This is a genomic window from Streptomyces sp. NPDC101166 (assembly GCF_044768125.1).
GTDB lineage: Bacteria > Actinomycetota > Actinomycetes > Streptomycetales > Streptomycetaceae > Streptomyces.
The window spans coordinates 1-17,950 of sequence record NZ_JBIWPF010000019.1 but is presented as its reverse complement, the minus strand read 5'-3'; the positions used below and the strand labels follow the sequence as shown (position 1 = coordinate 17,950).

The window sequence follows — 17,950 nt, the reverse complement described above, 5'->3', positions numbered from 1 at the left end:
CGTGCTGGGCCGGGCGGGTGGAATCGGCGGGCGGCGCGGTGTCGTTGGAGAGCGTCGGGGGCCGGACGGGCGACTGATGGGGCATGCAGAAGGATCAGTTGTTCACACGGCGCCGGCTGCTGTTCGCCGGGGTCGCCGCCGTCGGCGCGGCCGGCGCGGCCGGCCTGTTCCCGGGGGACTCCGGCGACGCACCGCGCCGCCCCGCCCCTCCCGCCGCCGGCGCCCCCGCCCGCCGACCGCCGGCGAAGCCCTCCGTCCACCGCCTCCAGCCGCTCACCGGAGACGGCCCGCCGCCCGTCGCGCCCCGCCGCCCGCCCGTGCGGCACGCCCCGCTGCTGAGCGTCCCCGCCCGCGGCCGGACCATGGTGCTGACCTTCGACGACGGCCCCGACCCGCGCTACACCCCCGGCATTCTGGACACCCTCGCCGAGTACGGCGTCCCGGCGACGTTCTTCGTGTGCGGGGAGATGGCCGCCGCCAACCCGGGCCTGCTGGCCCGGATGGCCGACGAGGGCCACGTCGTCGGCAACCACACCTGGTCCCACCCCCTCCTCACCCGGCTCAGCCGCCGCCGCATCCGCTCCGAGATGTCCCGTACCTGCGACGTCATCGAGGACGCCTACGGCGCGCGCCCCCGCTGGTTCCGCGCCCCCTACGGCGCCTGGAACCGCGCCGCCTTCCAACTCGGCTCCGAACTCGGCATGGAGCCCCTCGCCTGGACGCTCGACACCCTCGACTGGGCCGGTCCCGGCGCCCACACCATCGTGGACCGCGTCGAGGACGGCGCCGCCCCCGGCGTCGTGGTGCTCTCGCACGACGCCGGGGGCGACCGCACCGCGAGCGTCCATGCCCTGCGCGACTACCTCCCGCGACTCCTCGACTCCGGTTACCACCTCACCGTGCCCCGCCGCACCTGGGCGTAGCGCGAGGACCCCTCAGGGCGCGCCCGCCCGGCCGGGGACCCGCTCAGCGGACCTCGGCCAGGCGGGCGAAGGCGACCACGTTGCCGTCGTACCCGTTCGCCTTGGAGAAACCGCCGCCGCAGGTGATCACCCGCAGTTCGGGCGCGCCCTTGGAGGCGTAGACCCGGTCGCCGGGGAAGTCGTTCTTCGCGAACACCTCCACGCCGTAGATCTCGAACACCGCGGTCTTCCCGTCCCGGCGCGGGATCTCCACCCGGTTGCCCTGCTTCAGGGCGCCCAGCCCGTAGAACACGGCCGGCCCCTGCTGGTTGTCGACATGGCCGACGACGACGGCGGTCCCCTTCTCGCCCGGCGAGACGGCGCCGGTGAACCAGCCGGCCAGGTTCGCGTCCTCGGGCGGCGGCGCGCCCACCCAGCCGTCCGGGTCCAGGCCGACCGCCATGAGGGGGGCGTCGACGCTGATGGCGGGGATCCGCACCCGGTCGGGCTCGGCGTACGGCAGCGCCCGGGGAGCGCCGCCGAGGGAGCTCTGGGCGCTGGTGTCGGCGGCGGCCGCCGAAGCGGGCTGCGGCGGGCCCATGTCGAACTCGCCCGAACCGTTGCGGATGAGCGCGAGGCCGGTCAGCAGCACCAGCGCTATCACCCCCCAGGGCGCGCGCTTCCTGGGCCGCTCCTCCTCTTCCTCCGTGGACAGCCCGTACCCGTACATTCGCCATCCCCTTCCGGCGCGGCCGTCGCCACGTCCCTTCGCGCACACGACAGCGCGTGTACGGCAACGCTAAGCGCCCCCCGGCAAACCGGCGACGGGGCGGGGAGCGAACGGGTGGCGGGCGGATTTCGCGTGCGCCATCCGGGGGCCGACCGGGAGGAAATTTCTGACGGTCCGTGACCTGCGGCGATATCCGATTGTGTGCTTTTCGCCCGGCGTGTCCTCTCACCGGGACGGACCATCGCCGAAATGCGGCTGCCCGCACGGCATCTGAGGGTCTATTCGGGAGGCGTTCACTCGCCGACAGACCGGGGACGGGTCCCGGGGCGCCTTCCGCGGAGGAGCACATGCGTACGACTCGTCTTCTGCGGGCCTCGGCGGTCTCGGCCGCCGTGGCCGCCGCTCTCTCGACGGCCGCCCCGGCGGCCGTCGCGCGGGACGGCATGTCCATCAGTCCCAGCAACATCCTCGCCCTGCCCAGCGTCATCGCCCGGGGCGGTCAGCTGACCATCACGGTGGACGGCTGCCCCACCGGCGGCACCATGAGCTCCAGCGCGTTCCGGATCGCCAACCTGACGCCGTTCCCCGGCGTCAGGGGGTCCTCCAAGGGCGTGGTGGCCGTCGACATCAACGCGAGCCCGGGAACGCACGGCATCACCATCAACTGCAACGGACGCACCCTGAGCAACCCGGCCGCGTTCTCCGTCATCGGCGGCGTCCGCGGCGGCCTCGGCGGCAGCACCTCCGACGGCGCCACCCCGACCGACGTGGCCATCGGTGGCGGACTCGTCACCGCGGCCGTCGTGGGCGGCGGACTGTTCTGGATGCGCCGTCGCGCCGAGCGCCGGGCCTGAGGTCCGCGCGCCGTCCCGCGGCCGGCCGGGGCGGCGGCGCGGAGTCCGCCGCCGCCCCGGCCGGACGTCAGATCAGTTCCCTACGCCCGGGAAGAGGTACAGGAAGGGCTCGGCCGAGGCGGTGACGCCCCGGCTGTAAGGGGCGTCGAAGTCCCAGATCAGGAAGAGCAGAAAGGCGATCAGGGCGGAGAACAGCCCCGCCAGGACCAGTTCCCGGGCGGTGCGCCGAATCTGGAGGGCGAAGATCATCCCGATGGTGATCACAGCGCCGGCGATCAGCCCGAACCACACCACGCCCGGCATGGTCGGCCCGGTGGAGTCGGCGCGGGAGTTGCGCGCCTGGTCCGCCGCGGCCATCTGGTCCAGCAGCGGCTGGTAGGCCTGCGCCTCGAAGTCGGACGCGGGCCGGTAGTCGGTGACGTCCACGCGGACCTGCCGCAGGAGCGCGTCACCGCGCGCGGTCACCTGGCCCTCGTCGGCCATGCTCCGCCACTCGGTGGTGACGACGTGTCCGACATAGGCGTTGACATCCGCTCGAATCCGGTCACGGACGTCCGCCGGGTACACCCGTACCCGCTCCGAGATCTCGTGCAGCGCCTGCGCCTCCGCCTGGACATGGTCCTGGGCGGCGCTGCGGGCCTCCCACACGCCCGCGATGGCCAGACCCAGGACGATGGCGTAGACGACGCCGATCCACATCGTCATGTACTCGATGACGTCCGGGGTCTCCGAGGGGTCCTCGTCCTCGGCCGCCCTGCGGTGCCGGACGAGGGTGATGACGACCACCACCGCGCAGGCGGCGAGCATCGCGAGGGTGAGAACAAGCCATTCCGGCAAGGGAAGCCTCCAGGGCGGGCGTCAGCGGGGCCGCAGCGCGGCGACGGCGATCACCGCGGGCAGGGCGACGAGCAGGAGATAGGTGACCGGTGACCGGCCGCCGCGGGCGGCCCGCCGGTGTGACGGGGCGTGGTACGCGGGGTAGTGCACCGGGGTCACCGGGGGAGCGGGGGGTCGGGGCGCCGGCTTCGGCGGCGGCGGAGTCGGCGCGGGCCGTGGTGCGGGCGGTGCGGGGGCGGGAGGCGGTGGCGCCGGGCGTCTCGGCGCCGGCGGCGCGGGCGGGGGCGCCGGACGGGCCCTCGGGGGAGGGGGCGGCTTCGGGAGCGGGACCGGCTCGGGCGCGGCGGTGGGCTCCGGCGCCGGTTCGGGAGGCGGCGTCGGCGAGCAGGACGGCTCCGGTTCCGGCTCCGGCGGCGGGGGCGCGGGCTCCGGCGGGGGCGGTGCCGGGCACCCCGGCGGAGCGGGCCACGAGTGGCTTCCCGCGACCGCCACCGCCACGGCGCCGTCCGGTCCGGTCGAGGCGTACGCGCACGCGTCGGCCGCGGCGACCCCGGCCGGCACGCCCACGAGGATCCACACCGAGGTCACCAGGGCGAGAATCCGGGCGGCGAGCGCGGAGCGGGGCGTTTGGGGTCCATGCACGACGGAGATCATGAGGCCTTCCGCACAGGCGCACGCGCGCGTGCGACGGTGATTGCCCCGAACGAGGGAAGTTCCGCTTCCTGCGCATTCGTCCGGGGCGCTCGCCCGTTTGGATCACCGCACGCGCGTACGAAGCCGCGGTCGTGCCGGCGCTCCGGACACCGGCCTGAAGGGGGCCCGCCACAGGCGGCGAAAAGAAATTTGCGCTGCCTTTGAACACAACGACCACCCCCGTGCGTACCCATGGCCGTGCGGCGGCGCAGCAGGGCGCTGCAACACCCTTGTGATGATCGGGGAGTTGTTGACGATGAAGACCTCCTGGCGGAGCGCCTCACTCGTGGCGAGCGCCGTGACCGTCCTGGCGCTGACGACGGCGTGCGGTCAGGAAAGCGGCACGTCTGCGTCGAGTCAGAACGTGGGCGTCACGGCACCGGCGGGCGGTATCGCGGGTGTGGGCGCCGGTATCGGCGGAGTGGGCACGGGCGTCAACCCGAGCGCCAGCGCCCCGGCCGTCGCCGGAGGCGTGGGCACCGGAACGGGTGCCGGCGCCGGGAGCGGCGCGAACGCGCAGGGTTCGGCCGGTGAGCTGGCCGTCTCCGCCAACGCCGAGCTCGGCAAGGTGCTGATCGACGGCAACGGCATGACGCTCTACCGCTTCGACGCCGACCTCGCCGAGCCGCCGAAGTCGAACTGCGACGGCGACTGCGCGAAGAAGTGGCCGCCCGTCTCCGCCGACGACGCGAGCGCCGGCGACGGCATCGACAAGTCGCTCCTCGGCGAGGTCACCCGCTCCGACGGCAGCAAGCAGCTCACCGTCGACGGCTGGCCGGTCTACCGCTACGCCAAGGACGCCAACGCCGGTGACACCAACGGCCAGGGCGTGGGCGGCAAGTGGTTCGCGCTGGCCCCCGACGGCAAGAAGGCCAAGGCCGACTCCGCACTGCCGGGCCTGTCCGTCCGCAAGGACCCCAACCTCGGCGAGATCGTCGTCGACAAGAACGGCATGACGGTCTACCGCTTCCTCAAGGACAAGGCGTGGCCCAAGCCGGTCTCCAACTGCAACGGCGCTTGCCTGGAGAAGTGGCCGGTCGTCGCCCCGGTCGACGCCAACGACACCCAGGGCGTGCAGAAGAAGGGCCTGATGAACTTCACCCGGGGCGACGGCACCCGGCAGATGACGGTCAACTGCTCGCCGATCTACACCTTCTCCGGTGACAAGGCCCCCGGCGACATCAACGGTCAGGGCGTGGGCGGCACGTGGTACGCCGTGGCCCCCGACGGAAAGCTGGTCGGCGCGCCCCAGCAGTAGGGATCGCCTCCCCAGGGCTGATCCCCGCATACTGCGCCCGGCACGTCCGGCCCCCGGTCCGCCCCCTCCGCGCCGCACGGAGGGGGCGGACCCTTGTGCTGTCCGGCCCGCCGCGCTTGGGGTACTTTGCGACGGGCGTGCGCGGGGCTCCGGCAGCACGTGTCGTTCCGGCACGTGCCGCAGGCAGTGACCGGGAACGGACGGTCAATTTCCGTTTCCACTCGCCCGTTTGGCAGGCGATCAGTAGCCTCTGCTCGAACACCGGATCGCCTACGCCTTGGAGAGATAGATGGACCGTCCCGCCTGGGCCCCCCGGAGCATCGACGTCTCCGTGCCCAGTGTCTCGCGGATCTACGACTACTACCTGGGCGGTTCGCACAACTTCGAGGTCGACCGGGAAGCGGCCCGCAGGGCCATGGAGTTCATGCCGGGACTGCCGAAGATCATGCAGGCGAACCGGGCGTTCCTGCGCCGCGCGGTGCGCCACGCGATAGGCGAGGGCGTCACCCAGTTCCTGGACGTCGGTTCGGGCATACCGACCCACGGCAACGTCCACGAGGTGGCCCGGGCCGCCGACCCCGGCGCCCGAGTCGTCTACGTCGACCACGATCCGGTCGCCGTCGCGCACAGCCAGGCGGTCCTGGACGGGGACGAGAACACCGGCGTCGTCGCCGCCGACCTGCGCAAGCCGCGGGAGATCCTGGCCGACCCGCAGGTGGGCCACCTCCTCGACCTGGAACGGCCGGTAGCGCTGCTGCTCGTCGCCGTACTGCACTTCGTCCAGGACGAGGACGACCCGTACACGGCGGTGGCCGAGCTGGCCGGCGCGCTCGCGCCGGGCAGCCTGCTCGTCCTCACCCACGCCTCCTACGAGGGGATCCCGCTGCCGCAGCAGCGGGCCGAGGGTGCGGTGGACGTGTACAAGGACATCCGCAACCCGCTGATCATGCGCTCGCGCGATGAGATCGCGCGGTTCTTCGAGGGGTACGACATGGTGGAACCGGGACTGGTGCCGCCGCCGCTCTGGCGGCCGGAGACAGCACCGGAGGACGAGGACCCCTACGCCTACTCCGGGTTCGCCGGCGTGGGGCGCGCCTCGTGACGGCCGAGCCGGACGGGCCGGAGGACAGACTGAGGCGGTTCGCGACGATCTGGAGCCGGGCGGTGTACCCGGTGACCTCGACGTCGCTGACCAGGGCGGAGTTCGAGGAGCGGCTCCTGCCGCTGGCCCGGCGGCTGAGCGGGGCGCTGCACGCCAGGACCTTCGACGCGGGGACCGGCCGGGCGGTCGGCGCCGCGCTGGTCGACGCGCACTGCACCGACCCCGACGCCCTCAGTCACAGCCTGGACTGCGTCGACGCCTACCTGGTGCTGTACTGCGGCGAGGACGGCCCGCCGGAGGACCTGCGCAGCCGTTGCTCCCGGCTCCAGCACGCCATGGCGGCGGGCTTCGCCCAGGCGCTGCGCGAGCGGACGCTCGCCGAGCAGGAGGCCATCGCCCAGGCCGCGCTGCGGGCGCAGGGCGTGGTGGCGCAGGCCCTGCACACCAGCGAGGCCCGCTTCCGCGCCGTGTTCGAGGGCGCGGCGATAGGGATCGGCATCGCCGACCTCGAAGGCAACGTCCTCCAGGTCAACGGGGCGATGCTGCGGATGTTCGGCGGCGGCGAGCAGTCGATGCGCGGACGCAACGTGCGGGAATGGACCCACCCGGAGGACGCCCCGCAGGTGTGGCGGCTCTACGAGGAGCTGGTGCGCGGCGAACGCGAGCACTACCACGTGGAGAAGGCGTTCTACCGCCCCGACGGAACCGCGCTGTGGACCAATCTGACGGTCTCCCTGCTGCGGGACGCGGACGGAGAGCCGCAGTACCAGCTGGCGCTGATGGAGGACACCACCGAGCGCCGCCTGCTCAACCTGCGGCTGCGCTACGAGGCCACCCACGACGCCCTCACCGGGCTGCCCAACCGCACCCTGTTCTTCGAGCGCCTGGAGAAGGTGCTGGCCGCCGGCGAGGAGCAGCGCTTCGGCCTGTGCTACCTGGACCTGGACGGTTTCAAGACCATCAACGACAGCCTCGGCCACGCGGCCGGCGACCGGCTGCTCGTCGAGGTCGCCGACCGTCTCCAGGGCTGCGCGACCGCGCCGGGCGAGATGGTGGCCCGGCTCGGCGGCGACGAGTTCGTGGCGCTCACCACCGGCCCCGAGACCCACCGCGAGGTCGACGACCTCGCCGCGCGCATCCAGAACGCCCTGGTCGCGCCCGTGCGCATCGAGGGCCGGGAGCTGACCGTGCGCGGCAGCATCGGCATCGTCGAGGGCTGCGCGGGGGAGCGCAGCCCGGCGGAGGTGCTGCGCAGCGCCGACATCACGATGTACCGGGCCAAGTCGGCGGGCGGCAACCGCTTCGAGCTGGCCGACCCCGAGGCCGACGCCCGCGCCATCACCCGGCACGGACTGACCACCGCCCTGCCGGCCGCGCTGGAGCGGGGCGAGTTCTTCATCGAGTACCAGCCGCTGGTCCACCTCGGCGACGGCAGCGTACGCGGGGCCGAGGCCCTGGTGCGCTGGCTGCACCCGCAGCACGGCGTCCTCGGCCCCGACCGTTTCATCCCGCTCGCCGAGCACACGGGTCTGATCGTCCCGCTGGGCCGCTGGGTGCTGGAGCAGTCGGTGCGCCAGGCCCGTGACTGGCGGGAGCGCGACGGCAGGACGGGCCCGCTCCGCGTCAACGTCAACCTCTCGCCCTGTCAGCTCACCCATCCGGGGCTGGTGCAGGACACCGTCGACATCCTGGAACGCGCGGGCGTCGAACCGCAGGCGCTGTGCCTGGAGGTCACCGAGTCCGCCCTGATCGGCGCCGACGACGACCTGCTCAAACCGCTGCGCCGGCTCGCCGAGATGGGCGTCGACATCGCGCTGGACGACTTCGGCACCGGCTACTCCAACCTGGCCAACCTGCGCCGGCTGCCGGTCAGCGTCCTCAAGCTGGACCGGTCCTTCACCCAGAGCATGCAGCGGTTCCCGGCCGATCCCGTCGACCTGAAGATCGTCGACGGGATCGTCTCCCTCGCCCACAGTCTGGACCTCACGGTCACGGTGGAGGGCGTGGAGACCGGCGCTCAGGCCGACCAGCTCCGCATACTGGGCTGCGACACGGCGCAGGGCTGGTACTACGCCCGCCCCGGCCCGCCGGACCGCCTGCACGAACTGACCCTGGTGGACGCGACGGGGTGAGCGCACAACTCGGTTGAGGGGCGCCCCGGTCGCAGGCGATCATGTGTGGATGACCCAGGAATCCGATGACGTGAACGAGGCGATCCGGGGCGAACTCAGCCTGTTGGACCCGGCCGTGCGCTCCTCCAGGGACCACTACCAGCGGCTGTTCGACCCGGAGTTCGTCGAGGTCGGCTCCTCCGGCCGGCGCTACACCTACGACGAGATGGTGGCCTGGCTGCCCGACCACGCGGGGAGTTCGACGGACGGCCCGACCTACGAACCGTCGGCCATCACGGGCGTCGTCCTGGCCCCCGGCCTGGTACACCTCACGTTCGAGACGAACTTCGAGGGCCGCCGCTCCCGCCGGAGCTCCATCTGGCGCAAACGCGACGAGGAATCAGGCTGGCGCATGTACTACCACCAGGGCACCCCGGTCCCGCCGGACACCCCCTGAGCAACAGCAGACCCGACCGGACCCGACCGGCGGGACTGCAACCCCGGGGCGCGGCCGGACTCGACCGACGGGACGGCAACCCCCTCAGGGGCGCGGGGAACTGCGCGACCAGCCACGAACGACCCGCACCCGGCGAACCGCGAGCACCACGACGGCGCGCGGCGCACCGCGCACGGCGCACCGCGCCCCCGCACGCCCTCACCGCTCGAACAGCATCCGCTGCAACTCCCGAGCAGCCCGAGGCGGAGCCACATCGCTCCGGTGCGCCAGCGCGATGGTGCGGTGAAGCCCCGGCCGAGCCAACGGAGTGACCCGCAGGCCCCGCCCCGACCGCGCGGCGACCATCCGCGGCACGACGGCCACCCCCAGCCCCGCCCGCACGAAACCCAGCACCGCGTCCATCTCCCCGCCCTCCACGGCGAAATCCGGCTCGAACCCAGCGGAGCGACACGCGGCGACGGTGAGCTCCCGCAGGTCGTAGCCGTGCCGGAACATCACCAGGCGTTCCCCCTCCAGGTCGGCGATGCGCACCGGGCGCCGGCCGCCGTCCCCCGGCTTGGGGGCGTCGGGGGAGGACACCACGACGAGGTCCTCCCGCAGCAGCTCCACCGTCGTCAGCGCCGGGGACGGCGACGGCAGCGGCAGCACCACCAGCGCGAGATCGAGCGCCCCGCGGGCCAGCAGGCGCACCAGGTCGTGGGAGCCGCCCTCCTCGATCAGCAGCCGGACGCCGGGATAGCGGTCGTGGAAGGCGCGCAGCACGTCCGGCAGCAGACCCGTGCACAGACTGGGCGTGGCGCCCAGGCGCACCCGGCCGCCGCGCAGCTCCACCAGTTCCCGCACCTCGTGGCGTGCCGTCTCCGCGTCCGCGAGGATGCGGCGGGCCAGCGGCAGCAGCGCCTCGCCGGCGTCGGTGAGCGTGATGGCGCCACGCGCCCGCAGGAACAGATCAGCCCCCAACTCCCTTTCCAGCGCCCGGATCTGCTGGGAGAGCGACGGCTGCGCGACATGGACGAGCGCGGCGGCCCGGGTGAAGTGCCGGGTCTCGGCGACCGCCACGAAGTACTGGAGCTGCTGGAACTGCACCCCGCCATGATAGGCACGCCCTATCGAAACGAGCCGGACCATGTCTTGGACCGATCGGGAGAGCGCGCTCTAGCGTCTTGACCCATGGCTCTGGCAACGCGCTCGGACCGACGGCCGTCCATGGCACGCACCGTGTGGGACTCCTCCGTCGGCAAGAAGGCGGTGATGGCCGTCAGCGGCGTGATCATGCTGCTGTACCTGGTCGTCCATATGATCGGCAACCTGAAGATCTTCTTCGGCGCGGCCGAGTTCAACCACTACGCACACTGGCTGCGCACGGTCGGCGAACCGTTCATGCACTACGAGTGGACGCTCTGGCTGGTCCGGATCGTCCTGGTGCTCGCGGTCGTCGCGCACGCCCTGGCGGCGTACCAGCTCAGCCGCCGCGATATCAAGGCGCGCCCCACCGGTTACGCGCACCGCAAGGCGCGCACGAGCTACGCCACCCGCACCATGCGCTGGGGCGGCGTCATCCTCGCCCTGTTCATCGTCTGGCACATCCTGGACCTGACCACCGGGACCGTGCACTCGGGCGGCTTCCAGGAGGGCCGCCCCTACCAGAACGTGGTGGACACCTTCTCCACCTGGTACGGCAACGCCGTCTACATCACGGCGATGCTCGCGCTCGGCCTGCACGTCCGGCACGGCTTCTGGAGCGCGGCCCAGACCCTCGGCGTCGGCAGCCGCCGCCGAGACCGCGCGCTGAAGACCGCCGCGAACGTCCTCGCGCTGCTGCTCACGGCCGGCTTCATCGCCGTACCCGTGGCCGTCATGACCGAAGTGGTGAGCTGAACATGACCGACTACGCCGACTACCGCACCGGCGAGCCCCTCGTCGATGCCAAGGCCCCCTCCGGCCCCGTCGCCGAACGCTGGGACAAGCGCCGGTTCGAGGCCAGGCTGGTCAACCCCGCCAACCGCCGCAAGCACACCGTGATCGTCGTCGGCACCGGCCTCGCCGGCGGATCCGCCGGCGCGACCCTCGCCGAACAGGGCTACCACGTCGTCCAGTTCTGCTACCAGGACTCCCCGCGCCGCGCCCACTCCATCGCCGCGCAGGGCGGCATCAACGCGGCGAAGAACTACCGCAACGACGGCGACTCCGTGCACCGGCTGTTCTACGACACCGTCAAGGGCGGCGACTTCAGGGCGCGCGAGTCCAACGTGCACCGGCTGGCGCAGATCTCGGTCGAGATCATCGACCAGTGCGTGGCGCAGGGCGTGCCCTTCGCCCGCGAGTACGGCGGTCTGCTCGACACCCGCTCCTTCGGCGGCGTCCAGGTCTCGCGGACCTTCTACGCCCGCGGCCAGACGGGACAGCAACTGCTGCTCGGCGCGTACCAGGCGCTGTCCCGTCAGATCGCCGCGGGGAACGTGCAGTTGCACCCCCGCACCGAGATGCTCGACCTGATCGTCGTCGACGGGCGCGCCCGCGGGATCGTGGCCCGGGACCTGGTCACGGGGAGGATCGACACCTACTTCGCGGACGCCGTCGTCCTCGCCAGCGGCGGTTACGGCAACGTCTTCCATCTGTCGACCAACGCCATGAACTCCAACGCCACCGCGATCTGGCGGGCGCACCGGCGCGGCGCGTACTTCGCCAACCCCTGTTTCACCCAGATCCACCCCACCTGCATCCCGCGCACCGGCGACCACCAGTCGAAGCTGACCCTGATGAGCGAGTCGCTGCGCAACGACGGCCGGATCTGGGTGCCGAAGGCGAAGGGCGACACGCGTCCGCCGCAGCAGATCCCCGAGGACGAGCGCGACTACTACCTGGAGCGCGTCTACCCCTCCTTCGGCAACCTGGTCCCGCGCGACATCGCCTCCCGCGCCGCGAAGAACGTCTGCGACGAGGGCAGGGGAGTGGGCCCCGGCGGGCAGGGCGTCTACCTCGACTTCGCCGACGCCGTCGAGCGCATGGGCCGCGCGGCGGTCGAGGCCAGGTACGGCAACCTGTTCGACATGTACCAGCGGATCACCGACGAGGATCCGTACGAGGTGCCGATGCGGATCTACCCCGCCGTGCACTACACGATGGGCGGCCTGTGGGTCGACTACGACCTCCAGACCACCGTCCCCGGCCTGTTCGCGATCGGCGAGGCCAACTTCTCCGACCACGGCGCCAACCGTCTCGGCGCCTCCGCCCTCATGCAGGGCCTGGCCGACGGTTACTTCGTGCTGCCGGCGACCCTCAACGACTACCTTGCCCGCGTCCCCTCCCAGGACGAGGTGACCGACGAACACCCGGCCGTACAGGAGGCCTTGGCCGACACACAGGACCGGCTGAACCTGCTGCTCGCCGTCGACGGCGACCGCACCCCCGACTCCTTCCACCGTGAACTCGGAGAACTCATGTGGGAGTTCTGCGGTATGGCCCGCTCCGCACCCGGGCTGCGCAAGGCCCTCGAACGCATTCCCCGGATCCGCGACGAGTTCTGGCGGCGCGTCAAGATTCCCGGTACCGGTGAGGAGTTCAACCAGTCGCTGGAGAAGGCCAACCGCCTCGTCGACTACTTCGAACTCGCCGAGCTGATGTGCCTCGACGCGCTGCACCGCGCCGAGTCCTGCGGCGGCCACTTCCGCGAGGAGTCCCAGACCTCGGACGGCGAAGCCGCCCGCAGGGACGACGAGTTCGCCTACGCGGCCGCCTGGGAGTTCACCGGCCCGGGCGAGGCCCCCGTCCTGCACAAGGAAGACCTGGTGTTCGAGTACGTCCACCCCACCCAGCGGAGCTACGCATGAAGCTCACCCTGCGCGTCTGGCGGCAGAAGAACGCCGACGCCGACGGCGCGATGTCCACGTACGAGGTGGACGGCGTCTCGCCCGACATGTCCTTCCTCGAACTGCTCGACATGCTCAACGAGGACCTCATCCTGCGCGGCGAGGACCCGGTCGCCTTCGACCACGACTGCCGCGAGGGCATCTGCGGGGCCTGCTCGCTCGTCATCGACGGCGAAGCACACGGCCCGGAGCGGACCACCACCTGCCAGCTGCACCTGCGCTCCTTCGCCGACGGCGACACCATCGACGTCGAGCCCTGGCGGGCGTCGGCCTTCCCCGTCGTCAAGGACCTGGTCGTCGACCGGTCCGCCCTCGACCGGATCGTCCAGGCGGGCGGGTACGTCACCGCGCCGACCGGCTCCGCGCCGGAGGCCCACGCCACACCGGTGCCCAAGCCGGACGCCGACTTCGCCTTCGAGCACGCGGAGTGCATCGGATGCGGGGCGTGCGTCGCGGCCTGCCCCAACGGTGCGGCCATGCTGTTCACCTCCGCCAAGGTCAACCACCTCAACGTGCTGCCGCAGGGGGCTCCCGAACGCGAGACGCGGGTGCTGGACATGGTGGCGCAGATGGACGAGGAGGGGTTCGGCGGCTGCACTCTCGCCGGTGAGTGCGCGGTGGCTTGCCCCAAGGGGATTCCGTTGACGTCGATCACCGGGATGAACAGGGAGTGGCTGCGGGCCGTGCGGAAGACCAGGCGGTAGCGCGGCGAGGAGGCGCGAGGCGCCGGCAGGCGCGGGTGCACGGCGGCCGGCCGGCTCTTCCCGAGCCGCCTGGCATTCAGCATTCCCACATCCGTTCTCCCGGCGCCGGTCACGTACACGCCAACCAGGGTCGGGAGAAACGAGGGGAGCGCCACCGCCCCCGCGGTGGCCCGTGTCCAGGAGCGTGCCATGACCGGCGTTACCACCCTCCCCCGTCCCCCTCGACCCGAGGCCCCCGCCCGCTACACCGTCGCCCTCGCCCGTGACGAGGCCGACGTGCGGGCCGCGCAGCGACTGCGGCACGAGGTGTTCGCCGGGGAGATGGGCGCCCTGCTCTCCTCTCCCCGCCCCGGCCTGGACGTCGACCCGTTCGACGCCGTCTGCGACCACCTGCTGGTGCGCGACACGGACACCGGCCAGGTCGTCGGCACCTACCGGCTGCTGCCGCCGGAGCGCGCCGCGGTCGCCGGACGGCTCTACTCCGAGGGCGAGTTCGACCTGACCCGCCTGGACGGCATCCGCCCAGCCCTCGTCGAGGTCGGCCGCTCCTGTGTGCACCCCGACCACCGCGACGGCGCCGTCATCGGGCTCATCTGGGCCGGGATAGCCCGGTACATGGTGGACCGCGGCCACGAATGGCTCGCCGGCTGCTGCTCCGTCCCGCTCGCCGACGGCGGCGCCCTCGCCGCGGGCGTCTGGGACCGGGTGCGGGAAAGGCACCTCGCGCCGAGCGAGTTCCGGGTCCGGCCGCTGCTGCCGTGGACGCCGCCGGTCGGCGTCACGCCACCCGCCCGCACCGAACTGCCCGCCCTGCTGCGCGGCTATCTGCGCCTGGGCGCCCGGGTGTGCGGCGAGCCCGCCCACGACCCCGACTTCGGCGTCGCCGACCTCTACGTGCTGCTGTCGATGCGCCGGGTCGACCCGCGCTACTTGCGGCACTTCCTCTCCCTCGTACCGGCCTGATGAGCGTCTGGCTGCCGAGCGCGCCCTGCACCCCGGGGGCGTGCGTCGAGGCCGCCCACGACGTGGCGCTGCTCGCCGCCGTGCCGCGGGCGGCGGTGCGGCTCACGGGGGTGGCGCTGCTCGTGCTCGCCGGGGTCCTGCTGTCTCCGCTCGGGCCCCGGCTCCCGGCCGGCGCGGTACGGGCGTGGAGCCGGGCGATCGTACGAGCGGCCGGCGTCCGCGTCCGTACCCGCGGCGCCGCCGCGCCCGCCGGCGGGCTGCTCCTGGTCGCCAACCACATCTCCTGGCTGGACGTCCCGCTGCTGGCCGCCGTCCGCCCGGCCCGCATGCTGGCCAAGGCCGAGATCCGGCGATGGCCGGTCGCGGGGGCGATCGCCGCGCGCGGCGGCGTCCTGTTCATCGACCGCGACCGGCTGCGCGCCCTGCCCGGCACGGTCGGCCGGATCGCCGGGGAGCTGCGCGCCGGTCGGGCCGTCGCGGTGTTCCCCGAGGGCAGCACCTGGTGCGGCCGGGACCACGGGCGCTTCAGACGGGCCGTCTTCCAGGCCGCGCTGGACGCCGGGGCGCCGGTCCAGCCGGTGCGCATCCGCTACCGGGCAGGCGGCGGCGCGGCCAGCACGACGCCCGCCTTCGTCGGCGACGACCCGCTGCTCGCCTCGCTGTGGCGGGTGGCGACGGCCCGCGGGCTGGTGGCCGAGGTGGACGTGCTGGCGGCGGTCGAGCCGGGCGCCCGCCCCGACCGCAGGCGACTGGCCGCCGAGGCGGCGGCGCGGGTGCGCGGTGCGGGCGGAGAGCACGGCGAGGCCCACGCACGGACGCCGGGCGCCCACGACGGGGCGACCCCGACCCCGCTCCCGACCCCGAGCCCGCCCCCGACCCCGAGCCTGATCGCCTCGCCGAGGAAATCGCGCTGTCCGCAGGTGAGTTGACCCTCCCCGGTGGGATCATGACGGTCGTCGATCCCATCTCCCGAGGAGAGCGCGTGAGCGGAACACCCGAGGGCGAGACCGTTCTCGTGACCGGCGGCAGCGGCTTCGTCGCCGCCCATCTGGTACGGCAGTTGCTGGAGCGCGGGTACCGGGTGCGGGCCACCGTCCGCTCCACGGCGAACGCGGCGAAGACGCGCCCCCTGCGCGCGCTGGGCGAGGCCCATCCGGGCCGGCTCGACCTCTTCGAGGCCGACCTGCTCGTGAAGGGCTCCTTCGACGAGGCGATGCGGGGCTGCGCCGTGGTCTTCCACGTGGCCTCGCCCTTCCTGATGCCGGAGAAGATCAAGGACGGCCGGCGGGACGTGGTGGAACCGGCCCTCACCGGCACCCGCAACGTGCTGGCGGGCGTCGAGCGCACCGAGTCGGTCCGGCGGCTGGTGTTCACCTCCACGGTGGGCGCGGTCTTCGGCGACTACGCCGACGTGCTGACGATGGACGGTCGGATCCTGTCGGAGAAGTACGTCAACACCACGAGCACGGTGACCAGGAACCCGTACCACTACGCCAAGACGGTGGCCGAGCGCGCGGCCTGGGACGCGGCGGAGGCCCAGGACCGCTGGGACATGGTCTCGGTCAATCCCGGCCTGATCCTCGGCCCCTCCCTCACCCCCGCCTCCGACTCCGGCAGCCTGTTCCTCCTGGACGAGCTGTTCAAGGGCTACTTCTTCTATGGCGCCCCCGACTTCAGCTTCACCACGGTCGACGTGCGGGACGTGGCGGCGGCCCACATCGCGGCGGCGGAACGGCCCGAGGCGCACGGCCGGTACCTCCTCGCGGCCGAGGAGATGACCTCGTTCCACCGGATGGCGTCGATCCTGCGCGCACACCACCCGGGCGACCTCCGCCTTCCCCGTACGGCCCTGCCGCACTGGCCGGTCCGTGTGCTGGGCCCCGCGTTCGGCCTCAGCCAGGACTACATCCGCACCCACCTCGGCATCCGCTTCCGCGTCGACAACCGGCGCAGCGTCGAGGAACTGGGCGTGGTGTACCGGCCCTTCGAGGAGACGCTGCTCGACCATCACCGGGCGTGGCGCGAGCAGCGGCGGAGCCGGACGCAGACCCGGGCGGGGCGTCTGAGAGGATGACGCGGATCGTGAGAGAACCGGGGGGAACGGCGTGGCCGTGTTCGTCTTGTCGTGTGTGCTCGTGCTCGTCGTCGGAGGGTGCGTCTGCGTGGTGTGGGCGGCACGGGGCGGGCCGCGCTGGGTGCGTGGGGTGGCCGCCGTCACCGTGGGCCTGGGACAGCTGGTGAGCATGGCCGGGGGCGGCCGCCGGAGCTCCCGCGGCGATGCGGGCGACGACTCGGACGGGTGAATCCTCCCCCTCAGGGGCGCACGACGCGGGCCAGCCGACGGTAGGAGTCGAGCAGCGCGGGCCGGTCGTACGTGCTGGTGGTGACGAGGACCTCCTGCGCCTGCGTTTCCTTCAGCACCGTCTCCAGCTCCTCGGCGACCTGCTCCTCGGTGCCCGCGATGTGTCCGGTGAGGCCGGCCTCGTACAGACCGCGCTCCTTGGCGGTCATCGTCAGCGCCTCCACTCGCTCGGCCGGCGGCAGCGGCGGGAAGGCGCCGTGGGTGCGGGAGTGCGCCATGGACCAGGCCTCGGGCACCAGCAGCCGCCGGGCCTCCTCGGGCGTGCCGGCGACGGCGACCGTGCCCGAGACGACGACGTAGGGCTGCGTCGCCCATGGGGAGGGGCGAAAGCGGGCGCGGTACAGGTCCGTGGCGCGCCGCATCCGGTCGCGGTCGCGCAGGTCGCCGACGACCATCGGCAACCCCGCCTCCGCCGCGATCCGCGCGCCCTCGCCCATCGCCAGCACGAACGGCGGCACGGACAGCCCCTCGGACGGCCGCGCGTGCACACCCGTCGGGGACGTTCCCCTGAACCAGCCGAGCAGCTCCCGCAGTTGGGCCGCGAAGTCGTCGGCGTCCTCCTTGCCGTGCCCCAATGCCCTGCGCACGCCGTCGGTGAAGCCGACGGAGCGGCCGAGTCCCATGTCGATCCGGCCGGGGAACAGGGACTCCAGCACGCCGAACTGCTCGGCCACCACCAGCGGCCGGTGGTTGGGCAGCATCACCCCGCCGGTGCCGACGCGGATCGTGGTCGTCGCGGCGGCCACGGCTGAGGCGAGGACGGTCGGCGCGGAACCGGCGACGCCGGGCACGCCGTGGTGCTCGGACACCCAGAACCGGTGGAAGCCGAGCGCTTCCGCCTCCCGGGCCAGGGCCACGGTGTCCCGCAGGGCCGCGCCCGCGGAATGCCCCTCCCGGATGCGGGAGCGGTCCAGCACGGAGAATCGGGCGCCTTCGATCACAGAGCTCACCCTTTGTTCAACGCGGGACGACCGCTGTGATTCCCTGAGCAGTGGGCTGCGGAGGCGGCCCCTTAGGGCGTGTTTCGAAAGTCCCGTCTGGCTCGCGACGCCTGGCACGCGCGCTCGCCGCGTTGTCGGGATCGCCCTCGTACGCCCAGTACGAGGGC

General features: G+C 72.8%; 18 protein-coding genes. 13 read left to right on the top strand and 5 right to left on the bottom strand.

Annotation, left to right across the window (positions count from 1 at the left end; all coding sequences use genetic code 11):
- Positions 1–83: 83 nt before the first annotated feature.
- Positions 84–923: a polysaccharide deacetylase family protein gene (locus tag ACIRS4_RS28730; RefSeq protein ID WP_404201511.1), complete on the top strand. Its 840-nt coding sequence runs from the start codon at positions 84–86 to the stop codon at positions 921–923.
- A 43-nt stretch (positions 924–966) separates the two neighbouring features.
- Here the strand turns inward: ACIRS4_RS28730 and ACIRS4_RS28725 are convergent, their stop codons facing one another.
- The gene (locus ACIRS4_RS28725) at positions 967–1,632 is read right to left on the bottom strand and encodes a class F sortase (protein WP_404201509.1); all 666 of its coding nucleotides are present in this window, start codon (positions 1,630–1,632) and stop codon (positions 967–969) included.
- Between the two features lie 347 nt (positions 1,633–1,979).
- Here ACIRS4_RS28725 and ACIRS4_RS28720 point away from each other — a divergent pair, with 347 nt between their 5' ends.
- Entirely contained in the window at positions 1,980–2,486 is a 507-nt protein-coding gene (locus ACIRS4_RS28720) for a hypothetical protein (protein WP_404201507.1), read from the top strand.
- Between the two features lie 72 nt (positions 2,487–2,558).
- On the opposite strand, the gene ACIRS4_RS28715 is transcribed toward ACIRS4_RS28720, so the two are convergent.
- The gene (locus tag ACIRS4_RS28715; RefSeq protein ID WP_404201505.1) at positions 2,559–3,323 is read right to left on the bottom strand and encodes a hypothetical protein; all 765 of its coding nucleotides are present in this window, start codon (positions 3,321–3,323) and stop codon (positions 2,559–2,561) included.
- A 21-nt stretch (positions 3,324–3,344) separates the two neighbouring features.
- Positions 3,345–3,482 carry a hypothetical protein gene (locus tag ACIRS4_RS28710; protein ID WP_404201503.1) on the bottom strand — a complete coding sequence of 46 codons (138 nt, stop codon included), beginning with the start codon at positions 3,480–3,482 and terminating at the stop codon, positions 3,345–3,347.
- A 790-nt stretch (positions 3,483–4,272) separates the two neighbouring features.
- On the opposite strand from ACIRS4_RS28710, the gene ACIRS4_RS28705 reads away from it, so the two are divergent.
- The 4 genes from ACIRS4_RS28705 (at position 4,273) to ACIRS4_RS28690 (ending at position 8,944) form a co-directional block, all read left to right on the top strand.
- Positions 4,273–5,274: an SCO0930 family lipoprotein gene (locus tag ACIRS4_RS28705; RefSeq protein WP_404201501.1), complete on the top strand. Its 1,002-nt coding sequence runs from the start codon at positions 4,273–4,275 to the stop codon at positions 5,272–5,274.
- Positions 5,275–5,563: 289 nt separating this feature from the next.
- Entirely contained in the window at positions 5,564–6,376 is an 813-nt protein-coding gene (locus ACIRS4_RS28700) for an SAM-dependent methyltransferase (protein ID WP_404201499.1), read from the top strand.
- Positions 6,373–8,508, top strand: a complete 2,136-nt coding sequence (locus tag ACIRS4_RS28695; protein WP_404201497.1) for a putative bifunctional diguanylate cyclase/phosphodiesterase — start codon at positions 6,373–6,375, stop codon at positions 8,506–8,508. Before ACIRS4_RS28700 ends, ACIRS4_RS28695 begins: the two co-directional genes overlap by 4 nt.
- Before the next feature lie 49 nt (positions 8,509–8,557).
- On the top strand, positions 8,558–8,944 hold the full coding sequence (locus ACIRS4_RS28690) for a DUF4440 domain-containing protein (protein WP_404201495.1): 387 nt from the start codon (positions 8,558–8,560) through the stop codon (positions 8,942–8,944).
- A 198-nt stretch (positions 8,945–9,142) separates the two neighbouring features.
- Here ACIRS4_RS28690 and ACIRS4_RS28685 read toward each other — a convergent pair whose 3' ends face one another.
- On the bottom strand, positions 9,143–10,030 hold the full coding sequence (locus ACIRS4_RS28685) for a LysR family transcriptional regulator (protein WP_404201493.1): 888 nt from the start codon (positions 10,028–10,030) through the stop codon (positions 9,143–9,145).
- Positions 10,031–10,150: 120 nt separating this feature from the next.
- Between ACIRS4_RS28685 and ACIRS4_RS28680 the strand changes: the two genes are divergently transcribed.
- From ACIRS4_RS28680 to ACIRS4_RS28650, 7 genes are all read left to right on the top strand, one after another.
- Positions 10,151–10,822 (top strand): succinate dehydrogenase, encoded by a 672-nt coding sequence (locus tag ACIRS4_RS28680; protein WP_404201671.1) that lies wholly within the window; start codon positions 10,151–10,153, stop codon positions 10,820–10,822.
- 2 nt (positions 10,823–10,824) lie between these two features.
- Positions 10,825–12,774 carry a fumarate reductase/succinate dehydrogenase flavoprotein subunit gene (locus tag ACIRS4_RS28675; protein WP_404201491.1) on the top strand — a complete coding sequence of 650 codons (1,950 nt, stop codon included), beginning with the start codon at positions 10,825–10,827 and terminating at the stop codon, positions 12,772–12,774.
- Entirely contained in the window at positions 12,771–13,517 is a 747-nt protein-coding gene (locus tag ACIRS4_RS28670) for a succinate dehydrogenase/fumarate reductase iron-sulfur subunit (RefSeq protein WP_404201489.1), read from the top strand. The genes ACIRS4_RS28675 and ACIRS4_RS28670 overlap by 4 nt, the downstream gene beginning before the upstream one ends.
- Positions 13,518–13,706: 189 nt before the next feature.
- Positions 13,707–14,480: a GNAT family N-acetyltransferase gene (locus ACIRS4_RS28665; RefSeq protein WP_404201487.1), complete on the top strand. Its 774-nt coding sequence runs from the start codon at positions 13,707–13,709 to the stop codon at positions 14,478–14,480.
- Entirely contained in the window at positions 14,480–15,409 is a 930-nt protein-coding gene (locus tag ACIRS4_RS28660) for a lysophospholipid acyltransferase family protein (RefSeq protein WP_404201485.1), read from the top strand. Before ACIRS4_RS28665 ends, ACIRS4_RS28660 begins: the two co-directional genes overlap by 1 nt.
- Before the next feature lie 53 nt (positions 15,410–15,462).
- Positions 15,463–16,554 carry an NAD-dependent epimerase/dehydratase family protein gene (locus ACIRS4_RS28655; RefSeq protein ID WP_404201483.1) on the top strand — a complete coding sequence of 364 codons (1,092 nt, stop codon included), beginning with the start codon at positions 15,463–15,465 and terminating at the stop codon, positions 16,552–16,554.
- 31 nt (positions 16,555–16,585) lie between these two features.
- Positions 16,586–16,783, top strand: a complete 198-nt coding sequence (locus tag ACIRS4_RS28650) for a hypothetical protein (RefSeq protein WP_404201481.1) — start codon at positions 16,586–16,588, stop codon at positions 16,781–16,783.
- 10 nt (positions 16,784–16,793) lie between these two features.
- On the opposite strand, the gene ACIRS4_RS28645 is transcribed toward ACIRS4_RS28650, so the two are convergent.
- Positions 16,794–17,792, bottom strand: coding sequence for an LLM class flavin-dependent oxidoreductase (locus ACIRS4_RS28645; RefSeq protein WP_404201479.1), 999 nt, complete (start codon positions 17,790–17,792; stop codon positions 16,794–16,796).
- Positions 17,793–17,950: the final 158 nt, after the last annotated feature.